This window comes from Tenacibaculum profundi (genome assembly GCF_052050075.1).
Classification (GTDB): Bacteria; Bacteroidota; Bacteroidia; order Flavobacteriales; family Flavobacteriaceae; genus Polaribacter.
On the sequence record NZ_CP197225.1, the window covers coordinates 2868895 to 2885483 of the forward strand.

At 30.5% G+C, this 16589-nt stretch carries 13 protein-coding genes and 1 pseudogene; 2 read left to right on the top strand and 12 right to left on the bottom strand.

Going from position 1 to position 16589, the window contains the following annotated elements:
• Nucleotides 1-44: 44 nt before the first annotated feature.
• From ACSIGE_RS11700 to ACSIGE_RS11730, 7 genes are all read right to left on the bottom strand, one after another.
• A complete protein-coding gene (locus ACSIGE_RS11700; RefSeq protein ID WP_440880053.1) occupies nucleotides 45-728 on the bottom strand; it encodes a DUF4377 domain-containing protein in 684 nt (227 codons plus the stop codon).
• Between the two features lie 159 nt (nucleotides 729-887).
• A complete protein-coding gene (locus tag ACSIGE_RS11705; protein ID WP_440880054.1) occupies nucleotides 888-2627 on the bottom strand; it encodes a S41 family peptidase in 1740 nt (579 codons plus the stop codon).
• Nucleotides 2628-2640: 13 nt separating this feature from the next.
• Entirely contained in the window at nucleotides 2641-3396 is a 756-nt protein-coding gene (locus ACSIGE_RS11710; protein ID WP_440880055.1) for a porin family protein, read from the bottom strand.
• A gap of 426 nt (nucleotides 3397-3822) precedes the next feature.
• The gene (locus ACSIGE_RS11715; protein WP_440880056.1) at nucleotides 3823-4461 is read right to left on the bottom strand and encodes a hypothetical protein; all 639 of its coding nucleotides are present in this window, start codon (nucleotides 4459-4461) and stop codon (nucleotides 3823-3825) included.
• Between the two features lie 10 nt (nucleotides 4462-4471).
• A complete protein-coding gene (locus ACSIGE_RS11720; protein ID WP_440880057.1) occupies nucleotides 4472-5170 on the bottom strand; it encodes a hypothetical protein in 699 nt (232 codons plus the stop codon).
• Nucleotides 5160-7619 (bottom strand): hypothetical protein, encoded by a 2460-nt coding sequence (locus ACSIGE_RS11725; RefSeq protein ID WP_440880058.1) that lies wholly within the window; start codon nucleotides 7617-7619, stop codon nucleotides 5160-5162. Before ACSIGE_RS11725 ends, ACSIGE_RS11720 begins: the two co-directional genes overlap by 11 nt.
• A gap of 10 nt (nucleotides 7620-7629) precedes the next feature.
• Entirely contained in the window at nucleotides 7630-8751 is a 1122-nt protein-coding gene (locus tag ACSIGE_RS11730; RefSeq protein WP_440880059.1) for an alpha-xenorhabdolysin family binary toxin subunit A, read from the bottom strand.
• 673 nt (nucleotides 8752-9424) lie between these two features.
• Here ACSIGE_RS11730 and ACSIGE_RS11735 point away from each other — a divergent pair.
• Together ACSIGE_RS11735 and ACSIGE_RS11740 are read left to right on the top strand one after the other, a co-directional pair.
• A complete protein-coding gene (locus ACSIGE_RS11735) occupies nucleotides 9425-9580 on the top strand; it encodes a hypothetical protein (protein WP_440880060.1) in 156 nt (51 codons plus the stop codon).
• Between the two features lie 18 nt (nucleotides 9581-9598).
• Nucleotides 9599-10171: pseudogene (locus ACSIGE_RS11740) on the top strand (type IV secretory system conjugative DNA transfer family protein); the annotation flags it as partial.
• Between the two features lie 23 nt (nucleotides 10172-10194).
• Here the strand turns inward: ACSIGE_RS11740 and ACSIGE_RS11745 are convergent.
• From ACSIGE_RS11745 to ACSIGE_RS11765, 5 genes are all read right to left on the bottom strand, one after another.
• Complete coding sequence (locus tag ACSIGE_RS11745; RefSeq protein ID WP_440880061.1) at nucleotides 10195-10752, bottom strand: 4'-phosphopantetheinyl transferase family protein; 558 nt, start codon at nucleotides 10750-10752, stop codon at nucleotides 10195-10197.
• A 132-nt stretch (nucleotides 10753-10884) separates the two neighbouring features.
• A complete protein-coding gene (locus tag ACSIGE_RS11750) occupies nucleotides 10885-11256 on the bottom strand; it encodes a hypothetical protein (RefSeq protein ID WP_440880062.1) in 372 nt (123 codons plus the stop codon).
• Nucleotides 11257-11265: 9 nt separating this feature from the next.
• On the bottom strand, nucleotides 11266-13557 hold the full coding sequence (locus tag ACSIGE_RS11755; protein WP_440880063.1) for a penicillin acylase family protein: 2292 nt from the start codon (nucleotides 13555-13557) through the stop codon (nucleotides 11266-11268).
• Nucleotides 13558-13580: 23 nt separating this feature from the next.
• Nucleotides 13581-15956: an outer membrane beta-barrel protein gene (locus tag ACSIGE_RS11760; RefSeq protein ID WP_440880064.1), complete on the bottom strand. Its 2376-nt coding sequence runs from the start codon at nucleotides 15954-15956 to the stop codon at nucleotides 13581-13583.
• On the bottom strand, nucleotides 15957-16583 hold the full coding sequence (locus tag ACSIGE_RS11765) for an HD domain-containing protein (RefSeq protein WP_440880065.1): 627 nt from the start codon (nucleotides 16581-16583) through the stop codon (nucleotides 15957-15959).
• Nucleotides 16584-16589 lie beyond the last annotated feature (6 nt).

Sequence of the window (16589 nt, forward strand, 5' to 3'; positions counted from 1 at the left end):
AATAGAGATATTGTTATTTAATTCTACACGAAAATCTATTCTATTTAATCTATCTTTTTAAATCTTGCTATTTCAATTTTATTTGAGTCAAAAAAATATAATTGGTTGTGTTTTATCTCATAGAAGTTTGTTTGTCCTAGTGTCTTAAAAAAAGAATTTTCAAATTTTATGTTTTGACACATCATTTTTGTACTAATTATTTTTTTTTCAAATATTAATGTGTTGTTAGTTAGTTTTTTAATAAGTTTTTGGAACCTATTACAGCTACTTTTACCGATCATTTTCATTAGAGAAAGGTTAATCTCAATTCTTGGTTTTTCTTTATTGGATAAAGTGGAAGTGGTATTTTTGTTTAGATGTGTAAGTATCCAAATATCATTTAAATTAAGTTTTTTATCGGGTATTTTCGATAATATTTGAATAAGTTTATATTTTCTTTTGTTAGAGTTCTCATTATTTAGTTTCGATTTATTTGGAATAGTAGAAACCAGTAGTTTATAAATGTAGCCAGGTTTGTAATCGAAATCTTCTATATGTTCATAGAATATATTCCAGTTGTTTTGATCTAGTTTATCACTTTTTTGAATTTCTAAACATACTTTAGAAGAAGTAAGAGTTTTACAAGTTTTTTTCTGGCTATTTATCCAGATAATTTGATGTGGTATTTTTTTATGAGAGCTACAATAGGTAAGTGTTAAGAATAGTATGAAACGGAGTAATTTGAACATAAATTTTATAATTAAAGGACTTTACTAAAAATATATAATTTATTTTGATGACTCACGTAATGATTAAAGTTTTATTGATTTTGGTATACTTTAATTAAAAAAGTGAGAAAAACAAAACTGTTTTTCTCACTTTTTATATGTTTCTATTTATATTACTTGCTATTTCAAAGCTTCTAAAGCAGCATTAAACACGGGATCAAAACCGGTAGTGAAATAGGCACTAGCTTCTTCATTAGTTGGTATTACTTTGGTGTCTGGTGTAACACCAGTTCCTTCTATAACATTTCCTTGGCTATCTTTAAATGCCATTAAAGGCATGTAGAAATCAAGATAGTAGTTATTTGATCTGCTTCCTCCATTATAATCATCATTACCACCAAGTCCAGCTGTACCTCCAAGACTATTGTCACCTAAAATAGTAACATGATTCCCTTGTGATTTAATCATCATTGTACTAATTTCAGCCATACTCACAGACCCCTTGTCAACAAGTACAGCAATAGGGATATCTTGTTTTAGACCAAATTTGTGAGGAGCGGTTACATTAGGAAACCATGGACTGTAATTAAACCTACCATTACCTTCTTTGGTTCTTTGATACCCCCAAACAGCCTGTTTTGTAAGAAACCTGTCAGTGAAAATTCTTGCATCATTTACATATCCGCCACCATTACCTCTTAAATCTATAATGATCTTTTTGGCAGTACCGTTCGTTATAGGATTAAATAATCTTTTGAAAATTTCAAAAGGATAACTTATGTCTAGAAAAGATAATATAATATCTAGATCAAATGTGCCAGTTTCACCTTCAAATTCGAATCCAGATACAGTTCTATATTTATCTGTTTTTTCTAGATATGCCGAATAGAGGTTATCAAGGTTAATTTTTTGATCTCTTGTTTTATTTGGGTCTCCGAAATAGGTATTTATTAAAGAATCAATATCAGAAAAACTTTTTGTGTAGTCTTTTTTATTAGACCTTATAAAAGTGATAAGGGGTAGAAGGCTGCCTTGAAGATCATCTACAAGTTCTGTGTTTCTAAACTTATCTAGTCCATTTACATAAGTTTTATACTCATCTGAGGCTATGATGTTTTTTATTAAGGTTTTAAAATCTTTAAAATTATCATTTATCAAAGTTTCAATTAAAGTACCAAATTCATTATCTAGTTTTTTAAGATCACTAAAAAATACTTGGTTAATACCGCTAAGATTATTGATATCATTTAACCTTGGAAATTTTGTTTCGATTCCCATTGGAGTTATAGAGAAGCCCTCCAGTCTTATATACATTGTTTCAGGATCGTCTATTAAAAAACCTGATAATAAAGGTCCTCCAGAAAATCTTGTTGCAGGGTCTAATTTATTAGACATTACTCCTTTTGATACAAAAATTCTAGGGTTTTTTAGTTCTTGAAACAGATTAACAAAACCATCTTCTTTAGTGTATTTATATTTCGTGTTTTTTCTGAAAAACTCTGAAACTTGGTCACTACCATATAAACCAGTAGTACTAGGTAATGGAATATTTACCGTTAGTCCAAAATGTTCGTCAATAATATTATCGTTAATAATATCGGCAAAATATTTAAAAGCAATTTCCGCTTCATCCATTGCTAAGGCAGGATTAACATCTGATCTACCAAAAGTGGTTAAGGCTTTAAATTTTGGGCTATATTCTCTATATACCTTATCCCAATTGGTTTCTTGTTCATTGAAAAAATTATAATTATTATTCATGGTGTCCCAAAAGGTTTCAAATAATTTATCATAACTTGTCACATCAAAATAAGATCGATCTAACTCTGCTATCTCAAGCGATTCTTCACGGCATCCTTGAAAAGCGATTAAAACAATGGAAAGCGTTACTATCTGTAAAAAAAAAGTGATTTTTTTCATAATAATTTAAAGGTTAAAAGTTATAAGATAATCCTAATCCGTAATTAGAGGTAGTGTAGTAGTACTTTGAGGTTTGTCTAAGTTGATTCTTTTGATTATCTGATAGACCATACATAAAAGAATATTCTACAAAAAAGCTTAAGTTTTTGTAGAAGTTGTACCCTAAACGAGTTTCGGCTTGTAAACCATAATCTACACGATTGAAATGGTTTTCATTAGTGTCAAAGTTATAAGATTCAGAAATGCTAGCGACTGTGTCTTCTAGATCAACATTATCGCCGTATTCAGCAAAAATTCTAGCAGATGAATCTCTGTCTAATGAATTCCACCATCCAACATAGGTTCCTCCAAGAATTTCAAAATTAAATTTTGTGTTTTTCAAAACATTTGCTAAAGGTTGAATTCCTACCATTACAGGGATGTTGAAATACCTAGTTTCGTATAGTGTTGTTGTGCTACTTAAAGATTCTGTTCTTCTAAAACGATAGTTTTTGTTAAGGTATGTTAATCCTGTTTGAATACTGATATTTTTATAAACTTTGAAGTTTACACCTGCTTTGAAGTAATTACCACTTTCATTTTGATATTCAGTATTGATTCGGTTACTTGCTTTATAGGTTATATCATTATCATTTAACCCTCCGGATAGACTTACCCGAACTTTGTTTTGCGCTGAGAGCGATAAGTTACAAACAGTAGCTACTAAGAATAATAATAGCACGTGCTTAAATGATGGAATGATACTTCCATCCATTTGTCTAGTTTTCATAAAAAATGCTTTTGTCTATTAGTGTAATTGAAAAAAAAGGATTTTTGATTATTTAATTTTTCTAACTACATTGTGATATTACAGCAAATTTATGATAACAAGAGTTATTTTTCAATAAAAAAATAACAAAATATTAAGGAAAAGATAAAATTGGTATGTTTTTTGATGTTAACATGTTGTTTTACAGTCATTTGTGTAAATGTTAAAATATTGTGCTTTGATTTTAAAATAGTTGAGAGAAGTAGTTTGGTAATTATTTGAAAAATTGAAAGACCGCTTTAATAATTATTGTGTCTTTTTTGTAGGTTTTATAGAAGTATTTTCTAGGAAGAGGAAGCAAGCTTCTTTGTAATAATTAGCTTGCTTCTTTTTGTTAGGTGTTGCTAATAAAATCTGTGTTTTAATAAATAATAAAACTTAATTTTTTTAGTTAATTAATCCGCAAAGTTCTTCAAGTTGATTGTTTTGAAGCGAGATGTTTCTTTTTTTTAATGAATTTCTCAATTCGTTTATGCTAACCTCTCCTCCAGACCATTCGTATCCTTCTGAAGCGATATTTTGAACACTTAAAAACCATGTTGTATTGTCGCTTTCGTTGTTTCCAGCACTGCGTAATCTGTATCCTTTATGACCTTCTTGCGATGTAATATTATCATCTTTTTGTAAGAGTTTTCCGTTAAACCCTTTAAAAGTACTAATCATTAAATCACCAATATGCATTTCAAGCGTTTCGTTTCGATCTACAGCGGTAATCCAGTTTGCAGAATGGGGAGCCTGTGTTAAAAGTGACCAATCATAATCATCTCTAACACTTGCGTAAATGGTACTGCTGATGCAACTATTGTGGGGAGACAATGATACGTGTGTGTCATTTATTTTAGTAATATTCCATATAAATTCGGAATCATTATCGGGATCGATAGTTAATTCTGAATAACGCCAATTGCATCTTACGCGAACATTATTACCTCCTTTAACAGAATATATTTGAGCCTGAAAAGAGGTGCCTGTTGAGGCTCTTGCGAAAAATAGAGGAAACTCCTCTAAAGTGACTTTTTTTATCATCTGTTTTATTTTAATTATTCCAAAAAGATTCCATACCCTCTACTTCACTAGGAAATGCTTTGGCCTCATCTGAAACTCGTTGCCAGAGAATTATTGAGGCGTCTAAATCTAAAGACATGATAAAAGGCATAGTGATGCTTACGTCTTTATTAGTGGCAATAGCCACATCATCTTCTATAGCTTCCCATGCTCCTGTTACTTTTGAGGTGGCAATTTCAACACTTGTAATAATTTCTCCTAAAGGTTCCCAGAAAACACCAATGGAACTACTGTTTAGAGACATTTCTTTATCAACTATAGTGTTATCTTTCATAAATTCTTCGACCTGATTATCTAGATTATTTGCAGAATTTGCAATAACTTTTGTGTCATCTGCAAGTGATATTAAAAGACTTTTAGTCTGGTTTTGAATAGCAATCGGCACTTCGTCACCTTTGATTTCTTTAACTTGGTTATTTAGTTCAGAAAAATTTGCAATTGCTTTGTCTGCATAATCAGCCAAGTCAATCGATTGCGAAATTAAATTTTTGAATGTTGATTGCGACCATAGTTCTGATGAATCTAATAGATCAGGATATCCAGGGATTGTTTTAGACACGACATCTTCTAAGTTTTTTAATTTAAAAACATTTCCAACACGACTGTTTATGGATTCCCAGTTCTTTTTTGATATTGTATATAAATCAGTAATTTCATTATTAGCTAACATTTTCTTTCTTTTTTGAAGTTAATGACTTAAGGTTTTTAATGGCAGGTAAAATGGTTGTTCCTGCAAAATCCATGGTAATTTTAGTTACTTCTGAAAAATCAACACCAGGATTTATTTCTGGTTTTATTGAAATTTTCCATTCGCTAAATGGAGTGGGTCTGAAGTAAGCATATTTTACTTCGTCATCGATTTCCCCATCAATTATTACTTGTCCATAGGAGTCATTGTCGAACACCCAATCGGTGTTAAGGCTATCTTGAACTACTGAATATTTAAAAGCTCGCTCTAAGCTTTTGCTATTAAATTGATATTGTAAGCCATTATATTGGTCTAAATAGTTACCTGAATTCGTTATGGAAATGGATACGCTATTATTTCCATTTTCAAATTTCACGCCCTCGAGCCAAACTCTAATGCGGTCTAATCGAACTCTTTCGAAACCATTAAAATCACCTCCATTTATTGGGACCGTCCAATGTGCTTGATTGTTTTCTTTTAAACTTTTTAGTATGTTTTCGTTGTTGATAACAAATTTTGCATTGTCCATGTCCTGTGGAGGAGGATCGAACTTATCCAAAGCAGAGGCTTTGTCAATTTGAATTTGGGTTAGATCGTTTAATCCAGTATTTAATGTGTCGACATCATCTATTATTTTTGGGCATATCGTTGACTCTTGCAATGCCCAGAAAAAGTATGATTGTTGATAAGATTTTAGAGCAGAGAAGAGAGAACATTTGCTGTCAAGGTATTTTTGATAGAACTGTTGCATAACTTCCAGGGTAGCTTCTTGTCCTACCTCAAGCTTTGCTATCAATTCTTCAAGATTTTTTTTCTTTTCTTCGGTGTAATGTAATTGAAAAAAGAGTGCAGCTAATTCTTGATCAGCCTTCATTGATGCTAATTGTGCAGCGCTAAGTGCTTGACCATAAACAGCCAGTATTTGCATTGCTTCGTCATATTCTTTTGCATACTCTATTTTAAGATCAATGGGGTCTTTCATCGCATTACTTGCTTGTATCTGAAAAACCGTCCAGTCGGTTGTAGACGACATGTCTACTTTATTGTAGTAGTCGTCTAATTTTTGAATGGTAGACATTTGACTTTCTGCTGTGCTCATATCAGTCATTACAGACTTAACAGCGTTAGCTATTTCAATGGCCTTTTCAATGGTTTCTACTAGGTCTTTTAAGTTTTCCATAGTTTCAGCCAGTGAACTAGCGAGTTGCGCAGCTTCAACACCTGATTCAGCAACCTTTTTTACGCTGGTCACAGAGGATGCGGCTGAACCTGCTGCTAATGGATCTCCAATGGCCATTAGGCCTATGGAGGCTCCAAATGTAACAATAGAGCCAATGATATCAAACATTCCGCTAATAATTACCTTTCTTTTATAATCAGGAATACCAATTGTTTCAAACTTAGTAGCAGTCGCATCTACTGTTGTTTTTTGTGTATTGAAATTTGTTAATGCAGCTTTAGCGGCTTCATTAGCATTGTTGCTATTTTCTTTGGCTTGCTCTAACAGTGCTTGAACGAAGTTTATTTCATCTTCCGTATTCGCAACCATTGTTTTTGCCATTTCAATATTCTCCTCTGTAAGGTTTTCTTCCATGCTAAGAATCATATAATCACTTTCATATTTAGCTGCGGCTTCCGCAAATGCAGCTGAAAGTTTTTCATATATGGTAGAGGTAAGGTAAGGAATGAATCTAGCGCCATTTTCCTTTGCGCTCATTTCGGCATTCAGGAGTGAAGAGATAGAGGTGCTTCTATAAAATAATTCTTGAAAATCATTTGATTCACTAGCCCATCCTTTAATCCATAGAAACATTGATAAGGCTATTTCAGGTTCTTGATCGTACAAGAGAGAAGCGTAAATAAATAAATTATTTATATAATAAGTGAACTCCTGCTTAGGAAAAAGGTTTATTCCTGAGTTTAATGAGATTTCTTTTATGTATGCATTGTTTTTAGATGCGCCTATTAATGACCCCGGAGTGATATTATCTTTGTCAAGATAAAATATTTCTGGTTGCACTGTAGTGTCAAAAATACATTTTATTTTAATTTTACTAGAAAGTTCTCTTCCAAAAACGATTAACTTTTCACTACACGAATCTTGGTAGTCTAAAGTTATACATGCATTCCCGTGGGTAACAATATTGCGAGCATAAATGTAAAGTGAAGATGAGTTGATTACCCAGTTTGTGTATTCTGGAATCTCTAAGGTATCCGCATAAAGAATAACATTTACTATATTCTCTACATCATATAGCTTATCTTTAACTTCTTTTAGGTTTAGGTATGTACTACTAAAAGTTATCTTTCCACCTTCGTTTGTAAAGTTGGAGGCGTTAGGGATGGCATTTGCAGCTTTTTTTTCCAAGTCAGCATAAAAGGTCGCCCAATCTTCAATTGTTGAAGATTGAGGCGAAATAATTGTTGTCATAGATTTCATGTTATGCAGCTTCTTGCTCAACAGTGATATATGCATTTACTCTGTAAGCATCGGCTTCCTTTCCAACAGCTTTCCATTGTTTAATTGCGCTATCTACACCTAAACTCATAATAATAGGTAATGCTTCTGCTATGTTTTTTATTACGAGTTCTTTGATGTTTGTTAAGTCGTCAGAAATAGCGCCCCAAACACCTTGAATTTTTTGTATGATAGGAAGTGCTCCGTTAATAGAATTTATGTTTTCTGATAAACCTTGATTAGAAATGGTTAATGATTTCATCAAGTTGGCGTTTACTTGTAGTTCAGCTTCAAGAGCATCAATTTCTGCTTGTGCGGCTTTTGCTCTTTTGAGTGCTTTAGTGGCTTTGTCTCCATAGAGGCCAGCTACAACAGAAGCTGCAATTGTTCCTATAGGAAAAACCCAAGCATATGAAGGAGATGTTGCAGCTACAACTACGTCATGATCATATTCTTTGTTTGCGGCATCTAAGATCGCTTTTTGATCTTCAATTTCTTTGGTAAGTCGTTTTACGTCTTCACTTGTCTCTCCATATTCTTCGTTGTAATATTTGTAGAGTCCTGATTCTCCATCTGGTCCTGAAAGAGTAATACTGTCCTGTTTAGTTTGATTAGCAAACTCTCTTATTTGCTTAGATACTTCTTCTGCTTGTGCGCGGTAACTGTCTGTTTGTTTAATTAATACATCTAAAATTGCAGTTAATTTCTCTTTTGACTTCTCGTCATCTGGATTTTCTGTTAGCGCATCTGCTAAAGGGATAAGTGGTGCGTAGTATGTTTCTGCTTGACTTGCATAAGAAACGATATCTGATGCTAAAGATATGCTTTTAGGAAATGTGTCTTCATTCCAGGTAGTTACATGGTTAAAGATATCGTCATAAGCCTTTATTAAAGGTTCAAAATCACTTAAATTTTCTGGAGCACATGATCCTAGATACGCTCTAAAGTCAGTAATAGTGTGTGGCATTATTTCTTTGCTTAATGCATCTGTTACGTAAGCTTGAATTGAATACCATTCGCTTGATGATAAGGCGAAAGCAGGTCCTCCTTCTTGAGATGGTTCTGCGATTCCTCCTGGTCCTATGCTTAATTGTGTGGTTATCATTTTAATTTAGTTTTTAAGTTAATGATTTAGTTTTAGTTATCTATTTATTCGAAAAAAGAAAGAGTAGTTGTCTTTTGTTCGGATAAATCAGAAGAGTAAAATCCTCTTCTCTAAAATAAAGTTCTAAAGTGATTTCTATTTAATTTTATACTTTGAAAGTAGTAAATTGGAGCTTGAGTGTGTTTAATGCTAGTACGAGTTTTTAATAAGAAGAAATGAGTTTTCTTATTAATCTCAAGTAATAAAAAAGCTTCACATCTCCGTGAAGCTTTTTTTCTTTTGGTAGCGGGAACAGTCCTGCAGGTGGTGGGAAATCTGTTTTAATACAATCGGGATTTTTAAGAAAAGAGCCAATCATTCTTTTGTTTGTGCAGACCCAAATCATGAGCATTATGAAACTTCTAAATATTGGCTACAAAAACAAGGATTTGTCATCAAAGGAATTTCGTTAGATACCACTGGTGGCTTACAATACAATTTCTTTGAACATTTTTATCCTGAATATGGGATTTCGGATTTTATCGCCTTGTTTTTAGACCTATCTTAAGGAAATGCGGCTAAAGATCCATTTTGTAAGAATTCCAAAGCATTGTGATTAAAACTTATTATAGTTGCATCACTACATCCCGAGCAGAATATGTATCCTAAAAACATAATTAGTGTTATCAAAATTGTGAATAAGCTAAAAGTAAGTCAACCAGAAGTTAATGATTTTATGGGACGTTTTTTACCAGAGGAGTATTTTGATGAATATCTATCGCTAATGGGGGCTTCGGAAGAAAAAACCTTCCAATCTATTATTATGTTCTTAAAGTCGGCTTTAGAGTAGCTCAATACTCCTGTATTACGTTATGTTTTAGAAAAAGACAGTTTAAATCTTCAGCAGTTGCGATCTCGCTCTACAGCTCTGTTCATACATTGTGAGGAACAGCGAATGCCGAAGTTAAAATTTGTTTTGAGTATTCTAATTAAACAATTACTAGAGTTCGCCATGAAACCCAAAGTAGCAGGACAACCGTATTTACCCATTCAGTTTATTTTTGAAGAGTTTAACGCTATGTATTTTGATATTGAAAACTACCTTGTAGTGCTTCGTAAAAAACAATGTTCTATTGTGATTGTAATTCAGGATTTTTCACAGCTAGAAAAGCTAGGTTCATCGGCTATTAAAACGGTACTTTATAATTGTGTAAGCCGCATTATTTACCCTGGAGTAAGCCCAGAAGTGGCTTTATGGGCTCAAAATCTTATCGTAAATACAACCATAGTAGAGGGTGATAATGTGTATGGAAAATTACTGCTCCGTGCACAGGAAATACTTACGTTAAAATCCAACCAACTACTCTTTCTTCATGGAAATCAGAATCCAACTATCTTGACATTAAAACCTTGGTTTAAGCAGTATAATTTGAAAAGATGAACAAAAGATTAATTACATTCCTTCTAAAAGTCTACTTTTCTAATGATTATTTTTTCTTCTTTACTTAAATCAATAGACTTTTTTATTTTATATGCCAAATGACAAATATAATTTTCGCTTAACTCAATCTTTCTTATCAAAAAATCTTTATTATTAACACTTGTACAATTATTACTTATTCTAAATGAATTAAAAGGTATATAAATTCCTTCTCCACTAGCCTTTACAACAGACTCTTTCTTAGTCCAATATTCATAAAAAGCAATATTACTATTCGAAGAATTTTTAATTTCTTTATACTCTTCATCAAGCATATGCTTTTCAAAATCTTCATAATTTATATTTTTTATGAACTCAATGTCAATTCCAATATTGTATAAAGTATCTGACATAAGACAAACAACAATATCATTTGAGTGAGAAATATTAAACCCAACTTCTTTATTTTTAAAATATGGTTTATTATAACTAGTAACCTTAATATTCTCTCTTATATAATAACTATTATTCACTTCCTTTATTTGTCTTATACCTTCATATAACAACTTTCTTCCTATAATAAATTGTTGAGATCTCTTCAAGCATTTAAAGTTTAATAGCCTTTTCTGATCCTCAATCGAACAATAATTAAAATAATTATTAAATAGTATGTTACTTTTTTTTTTCTTAACGTAAGAATAAATTAAATAAAACAAAATTCTAAGTTGATGTAATTAGTTTTTATTAAAAAGATTGTACGTGTCAAATATTATATAATATACAGACCTTCCTGAGTAAAATAATACAACGATATTCAATAAATTAAAAAGAATAAAAATAATGGAACTTAATAATTTGGGTAAAGAAAAATTATCAAATATCATATCTATGTAATAGATATTTTCTTTTTCAAAAAGAAAAACTATACTAAAAACAATAAACTGATAACAAATAATTTTTCTAAAAATGTTTCTATTTTCAATTAAAAAAGCACTGGAAAAACCAACGAGTATAGTAATCGCTATAATCCACCCATAATTATTGAAAATGATTTGGGGTAATGTTGCTAGCAACAATGGTATATCCTTTATTAACTTCTTTATCATTTGTTGAGGTTATAGGTTTATTTTATATGCGATTTTTTTTAATTCTTTCGGATTATTTACAAACTGTGTTTGATGATACACTCCTTTCTTCCAACTTTCTAGTTGATCTAGATAATGCTTTGAGTTTATTTTTCCGCTCTGTCCACCAGCTATAACGCTAAAGCCTATAATATTACCTTCTTCCATTTGAAAAACAGACCTGAAAGATGAATGTGCCTTTGAATTTAAATTTATAGTATTATTATTCCCTTCAATACCTGTTACTTTTTTCCCAAATCCAGGTAAAAAAGAGATGTTCGGAATAATTAAAAAGTCATCAGAAACCCCTCTCTTTTCTATGTTTAAAATTGAATCCGTTTTCTTGAAAATGGTGTTTACAATAGTTTTTTTCAGATTTTGTTCTGCAGAAAGTTTATTTTCATTATTTAAATACTCTAAAAAGCATCTTAAAGAACTAATTTGTTGTACCCCCAACTTATTAATTGTATAGTTTTCAATTTCTATATTTGTAGCCTCTTTAAGTATTTTATAAGTTTTTGAAAATTGTTGTTCGCTAGAAATTTCTCCATTCCATTGACTTAACCCATCAATAATATATTGATATGAATTGAGAATTGTATAATTTTTAGTAAGTTCAATATATTCTTTATAAGCAACATCTACATTATCCATTTGCATTTTCATGCTAGTTGTTAAATCCCAAGAACTATTATTTTTTAATAAAGAATTTATACGTCTCACTCTATAATCATTTTTAAACCAATAATATCCAAAATAATAGTCATTTTGAATAGGTTGTTGGTTGGCCGAAAAAAGATAGCCTTTTTCAGGATTTACGTTTTTCCATAATGTGTCTAATTTTACATTATTTTTTATTTTTTTAACTCCATCTAAAAGCCCTCCTTTATAAAAAAGATTATTAGTCATTGATTGACCAGCACAAACAATTCCAATAGTGTCATTAGTATCAGAAAAAACAAAATTTTGAGGAGGATAATCATATTCTCTTAATGCTTCTTTAAAAGTATACCAATTTTTACTTTTGTTAACATTATAAATTGATCTGAAAGAATAACTTTTTTCAGATGGATACCATTTTTGAGCGTAGTAAATACTATCTTCTTTAATTACTTTTCCGTGTATAGTAAACTGTTCAGTAATTCGTTTAGGTTGTTTTCCTTTTATAGAAATTTGGTAATACTTTTTCTTAAAAGGTATCCATTTACCGTCATATAAGTACAAACTATCTTCTTTTACTTTCAGAAGATACCTGTCTATAAGATCCCATGAACCATTGGTAACACCCCAAGAAACTTGATCATTATGACCACTGACTATCAGTGGAGAACCTGGCACTGTATAACCATATAACTTTCTGTCATTACTAACCAAATGAGCTTCGTAAAATGTATTAGGTAGTGTTAAAAACAAATGTGGATCATTAGCTATAATAGCATACTTGTTTTTAGTTTTTGTTTTATGAATTACCCAATTATTACTACCTATATCATCTTTTATTGTTACTTTTTTAGTTATACTATATTTTTTTGTAATTGTTTTATTTCTTTCACTTTGAACTTTATATCGTGCTGATTGAGGTAATATCGTAATCAAATTTTCGGGATGCAAGGGAAAAAAGACATCAATAATTTCTTCAGGAAGCTTATCAAAAACCTCCTGTTGTTCCTTATCAAAATCATGGTATGTTAGATTTTTACTTAAATACCAAGAAATTAACAAACAATATTCTGGTTTCCATTTTCTAGGAGTAGTATCAAATATTTTATATAAAGGATCATTTAACTCATTTTGATCTAGATAGTTATTAATACCTTTTGCATAAGAAATGATATAATCATAAACCTCTTTATTGGTAATTTTATATTCATTAAGTAATTCAACAGCTTTTTTTTGGAACTGATAAGGTTTCCAAAATGAATCAGATCCAAATGTTTTAGCCCCAAAAACTTCTGATAGTTCTCCTAAAACCATTCTTGTAGTAAGTTCCATTTGAAAATACCTGTCTTTGGCGTGCATATAACCAAGACCATATGCTAACCCTTTTTCATCATTCGCATATATATGTGGAATTCCAATTGTATCAACAAATATTTCAACATTTGCTAATCTAGGTATTTTTATCTGGTTTTTTTCTTCAGTGGGTATCGATAATAAACCCGATTTGTACGAAAGTAATTCCCCTATACTATTTATAGGAGTAAACTTATAGGAGGTTAATAAAATCCATACCAAGCATACGATTAGTATACCAACTTTTTTCCAAATTTTAAGTGTAGTCAATATTAATTGTTTTTATGTAGGAGTTATTTAATTCTTTTTTTAATTTCACTCGACCCCATTTCTCTTTTACGCTGTTTTTTAATTTTAGAGTTACCAAAATTATAGGTAAATGTTACTGTGACTACTCTAGGTTCAAAATCATAATTTACTCTTGAATAAAAATCATTATCTAGAGATTCAAAACCGAATTTTTTACCAAAAATGTTATTGAATCCAAATTGAATTTTACTATTCCAACTTTCTATGTTTTTTTCAGCAATTAAATTTACTCTTTGAAAATCATGAATTTCTCTAACCCCTGAAACTCTGTTAGAATTATACAGAGCAAACAGTTCCATTTTCATTGTTTCTGTTAACTGAAAATTTTGACTTGATTTAATTACATAATAAAAATCGTTCCTGTTTTCTCCATCATTTTTTTGATTTTGAAAAGATGTTTCCACATTGTTACGAATATTCCACCAATCATTTATTTTAATAGGTGCTGATATGTTGACCGAAAAGGTATTTATTTGATCAATATTAAGTGTTGTTAAAACTTGTTGGTTGGTATCCTCTAAAAATACAGGCTGTACTCGAGCCATTCCGTTAGTAGTTCTCGTATAATTAAGCCCTAATAAGTATTTCTTGTATTTATAATTCAATAAAACACTATTGCTAAAAGAAGGCTTCAATTCTATATTACCATTGAAAAATGTATTAGGGTCTAAAAACAATAAAAACGGAGCTAAATCAAAATAGGTTGGTCGGGTAATTCTCCTTCCATAGGAAAACTGAATTTCATGATGTTCTTTTATTTTTTTAGATAGGAATAAACTTGGGAAAAATTCGTTTAGTCTGTTGTCTAAAACGGTTCCTTGATTTTCGAGTTTTAAATCCTGACTTGAAGATTCAAATCGTAAACCTATATTAAGTTTAGTATTATCATTTATTGTCAAATTTACAGAAGAATATGCTGCTATGATATGTTCTTTAAGAGTTGACTTTTCACTCAATTCTTCATTTATTATTAAATTATTATTTACCAAATCTTTTACATCTACACCATTTTTTAAAAATGAGTTTGTGTATTTCCCTCCAAACTCTAACTGAAATTTTTCTAAATCCTTAGTATAGTCGAATTTTCCTATCCAAATATCGACTGGAGTTTCTTTTGATGCTGTAACAAATTCATTAAAAATAATCTCATCATCACTATTTCGGTAAACGTTATTATAATCTGTTGGGTTCTCACTATAATAATTTAAATAATCAATATCAAAGTTTAAATTTTGAGTATCATCCATCTGTATAGTTGTATTAAAATTTGTGATAATTAAATCCCTAACACTATTTTCATTATTAAGAATATTTGTAACAACTGTTTGATTATTCTCGTTAAAAAAATTGGTTGCTGAAACTTCTTGTTTAAAGAGACTTGTATTTCCATTTACTAAAAGCCCTAAAATTATCTTTTCAGAAAGGTAGTAATCAAACCCTAATGCTCCTGCATAACCTGTAATAATAGGTTTTCTACTACTTTTAGTTGAGCTACTAAGAGGGTTGGCATCAGATGTTAACCGAGTTACATTGTTAAGCGTTCTAGGTGAATTATTTCTATTAAAATTAAAATTTCCGTAGAAATTAATATTGGATTTTCGATGGTTAAAATTAAATCCAAATCTTTCCTTATCACTTCTTCCATAACCTATTCCAGCCATTATACTCCCATTGGTTCCGATACTTTGTTTCTTACCTTGTTTTATATTAATTAACCCTCCTGTAAATTCAGCATCATACTTAGAAGGTGGATTACTAATAATTTCAATAGAGTCAATGTCTTTTGCATTAGTAGAACTTAGCATTTGTAATAAAGATTCTATAGGAACTCTCGTTAACCTTCCATTTAAAAGAATCCCTACTTCTTCTTTTCCATTTAACGTTAGAGTATTTCCGTCTGAACTTACATTTAAACCTGGTAATCTTTGTAACACATCAATTGCTGTACCTGATTCTGCCACTAAAGTACCTTTAACATTCACTACCAAACGATCTACCTTTTGCTGAAAAATAGGTTTTTTCGATGTAATTACTACTTCTTCTAAATTTTCTACCTCTTCATTAAGCATCAATGTTTCTAAGTGAATATTCTTATTAATATTTATAGATTTTACTAACTCTTGAAAACCTATAAAACTTATTTTCAAAATATAATTATCTGATCTAATATTTTTAATAATGAAATTGCCAGAATCATCTGTTATTTCTCCTTTTATCATACTTTCATTTTCGTCTTCTAATAAAAGAATATTTACATATGGTAACGGATTTCCATTTTGATCTATCACCTTTCCTTTTACTTCAAATTGTGCATGCAACATATGCGATAACAATAAGAATATAAAACACTTAAACCTCATCTAATTTACTACTTGATTATTACTTTTAAAGTATCCTCTTTTTTTTGCTATTGCTATTCTATTGCTTAAGTAATCCCATAATTGAGGAAAACCTGTTTTTATAGGTTTTTCAATTTTACTAATAACTGTTTCATAGCTTATATTATTTTCTTTCCAACTCTGCCCTTCATTTTCTAAATTCAAAATCACTGGCATTGCTCTGTCTAGTGCATTGGCTAATTGTGATTCTTTAGTATTTCCAAATTCAAATTCTTCCCATAATTCTATAAAGTTAGTTCTAATGGGTTCTGGTAAGATTCCAAAAATTCTATTCACCGCTTGCAATTCTTTTTCTTTTCTTTCCTTCCATCCTCCTTCTACAAAAAACATAGTATCACCAGTGTCGATTTCTCCAATATCATGTAATAACACCATCTTCACAACTCTTAAAATGTCTATATTTGATGGGCAATATTGTTCTACTGACAAAACAAAAACAGCTAATTGCCAACTATGTTCTGCTGAATTTTCATACCTATTTTCACAATGTAAAGGTTTTACTTTTCTAGTAACAGCCTTTAACTTATCAATTTCAACTATAAATTGAATAATATTTTCAAGGCTATTAGCTTCTAGTGTATGTATCATTTTCTT

Excerpts from the sequence above, each read along its gene's own strand:
- ACSIGE_RS11700 (WP_440880053.1), bottom strand. The coding sequence starts at position 728 with ATGTTCAAATTACTCCGTTTCATACTATTCTTAACACTTACCTATTGT.
- ACSIGE_RS11705 (WP_440880054.1), bottom strand. The coding sequence starts at position 2,627 with ATGAAAAAAATCACTTTTTTTTTACAGATAGTAACGCTTTCCATTGTT.
- ACSIGE_RS11710 (WP_440880055.1), bottom strand. The coding sequence starts at position 3,396 with ATGAAAACTAGACAAATGGATGGAAGTATCATTCCATCATTTAAGCAC.
- ACSIGE_RS11715 (WP_440880056.1), bottom strand. The coding sequence starts at position 4,461 with ATGATAAAAAAAGTCACTTTAGAGGAGTTTCCTCTATTTTTCGCAAGA.
- ACSIGE_RS11720 (WP_440880057.1), bottom strand. The coding sequence starts at position 5,170 with ATGTTAGCTAATAATGAAATTACTGATTTATATACAATATCAAAAAAG.
- ACSIGE_RS11725 (WP_440880058.1), bottom strand. The coding sequence starts at position 7,619 with ATGACAACAATTATTTCGCCTCAATCTTCAACAATTGAAGATTGGGCG.
- ACSIGE_RS11730 (WP_440880059.1), bottom strand. The coding sequence starts at position 8,751 with ATGATAACCACACAATTAAGCATAGGACCAGGAGGAATCGCAGAACCA.
- ACSIGE_RS11750 (WP_440880062.1), bottom strand. The coding sequence starts at position 11,256 with ATGATAAAGAAGTTAATAAAGGATATACCATTGTTGCTAGCAACATTA.
- ACSIGE_RS11760 (WP_440880064.1), bottom strand. The coding sequence starts at position 15,956 with ATGAGGTTTAAGTGTTTTATATTCTTATTGTTATCGCATATGTTGCAT.
- ACSIGE_RS11765 (WP_440880065.1), bottom strand. The coding sequence starts at position 16,583 with ATGATACATACACTAGAAGCTAATAGCCTTGAAAATATTATTCAATTT.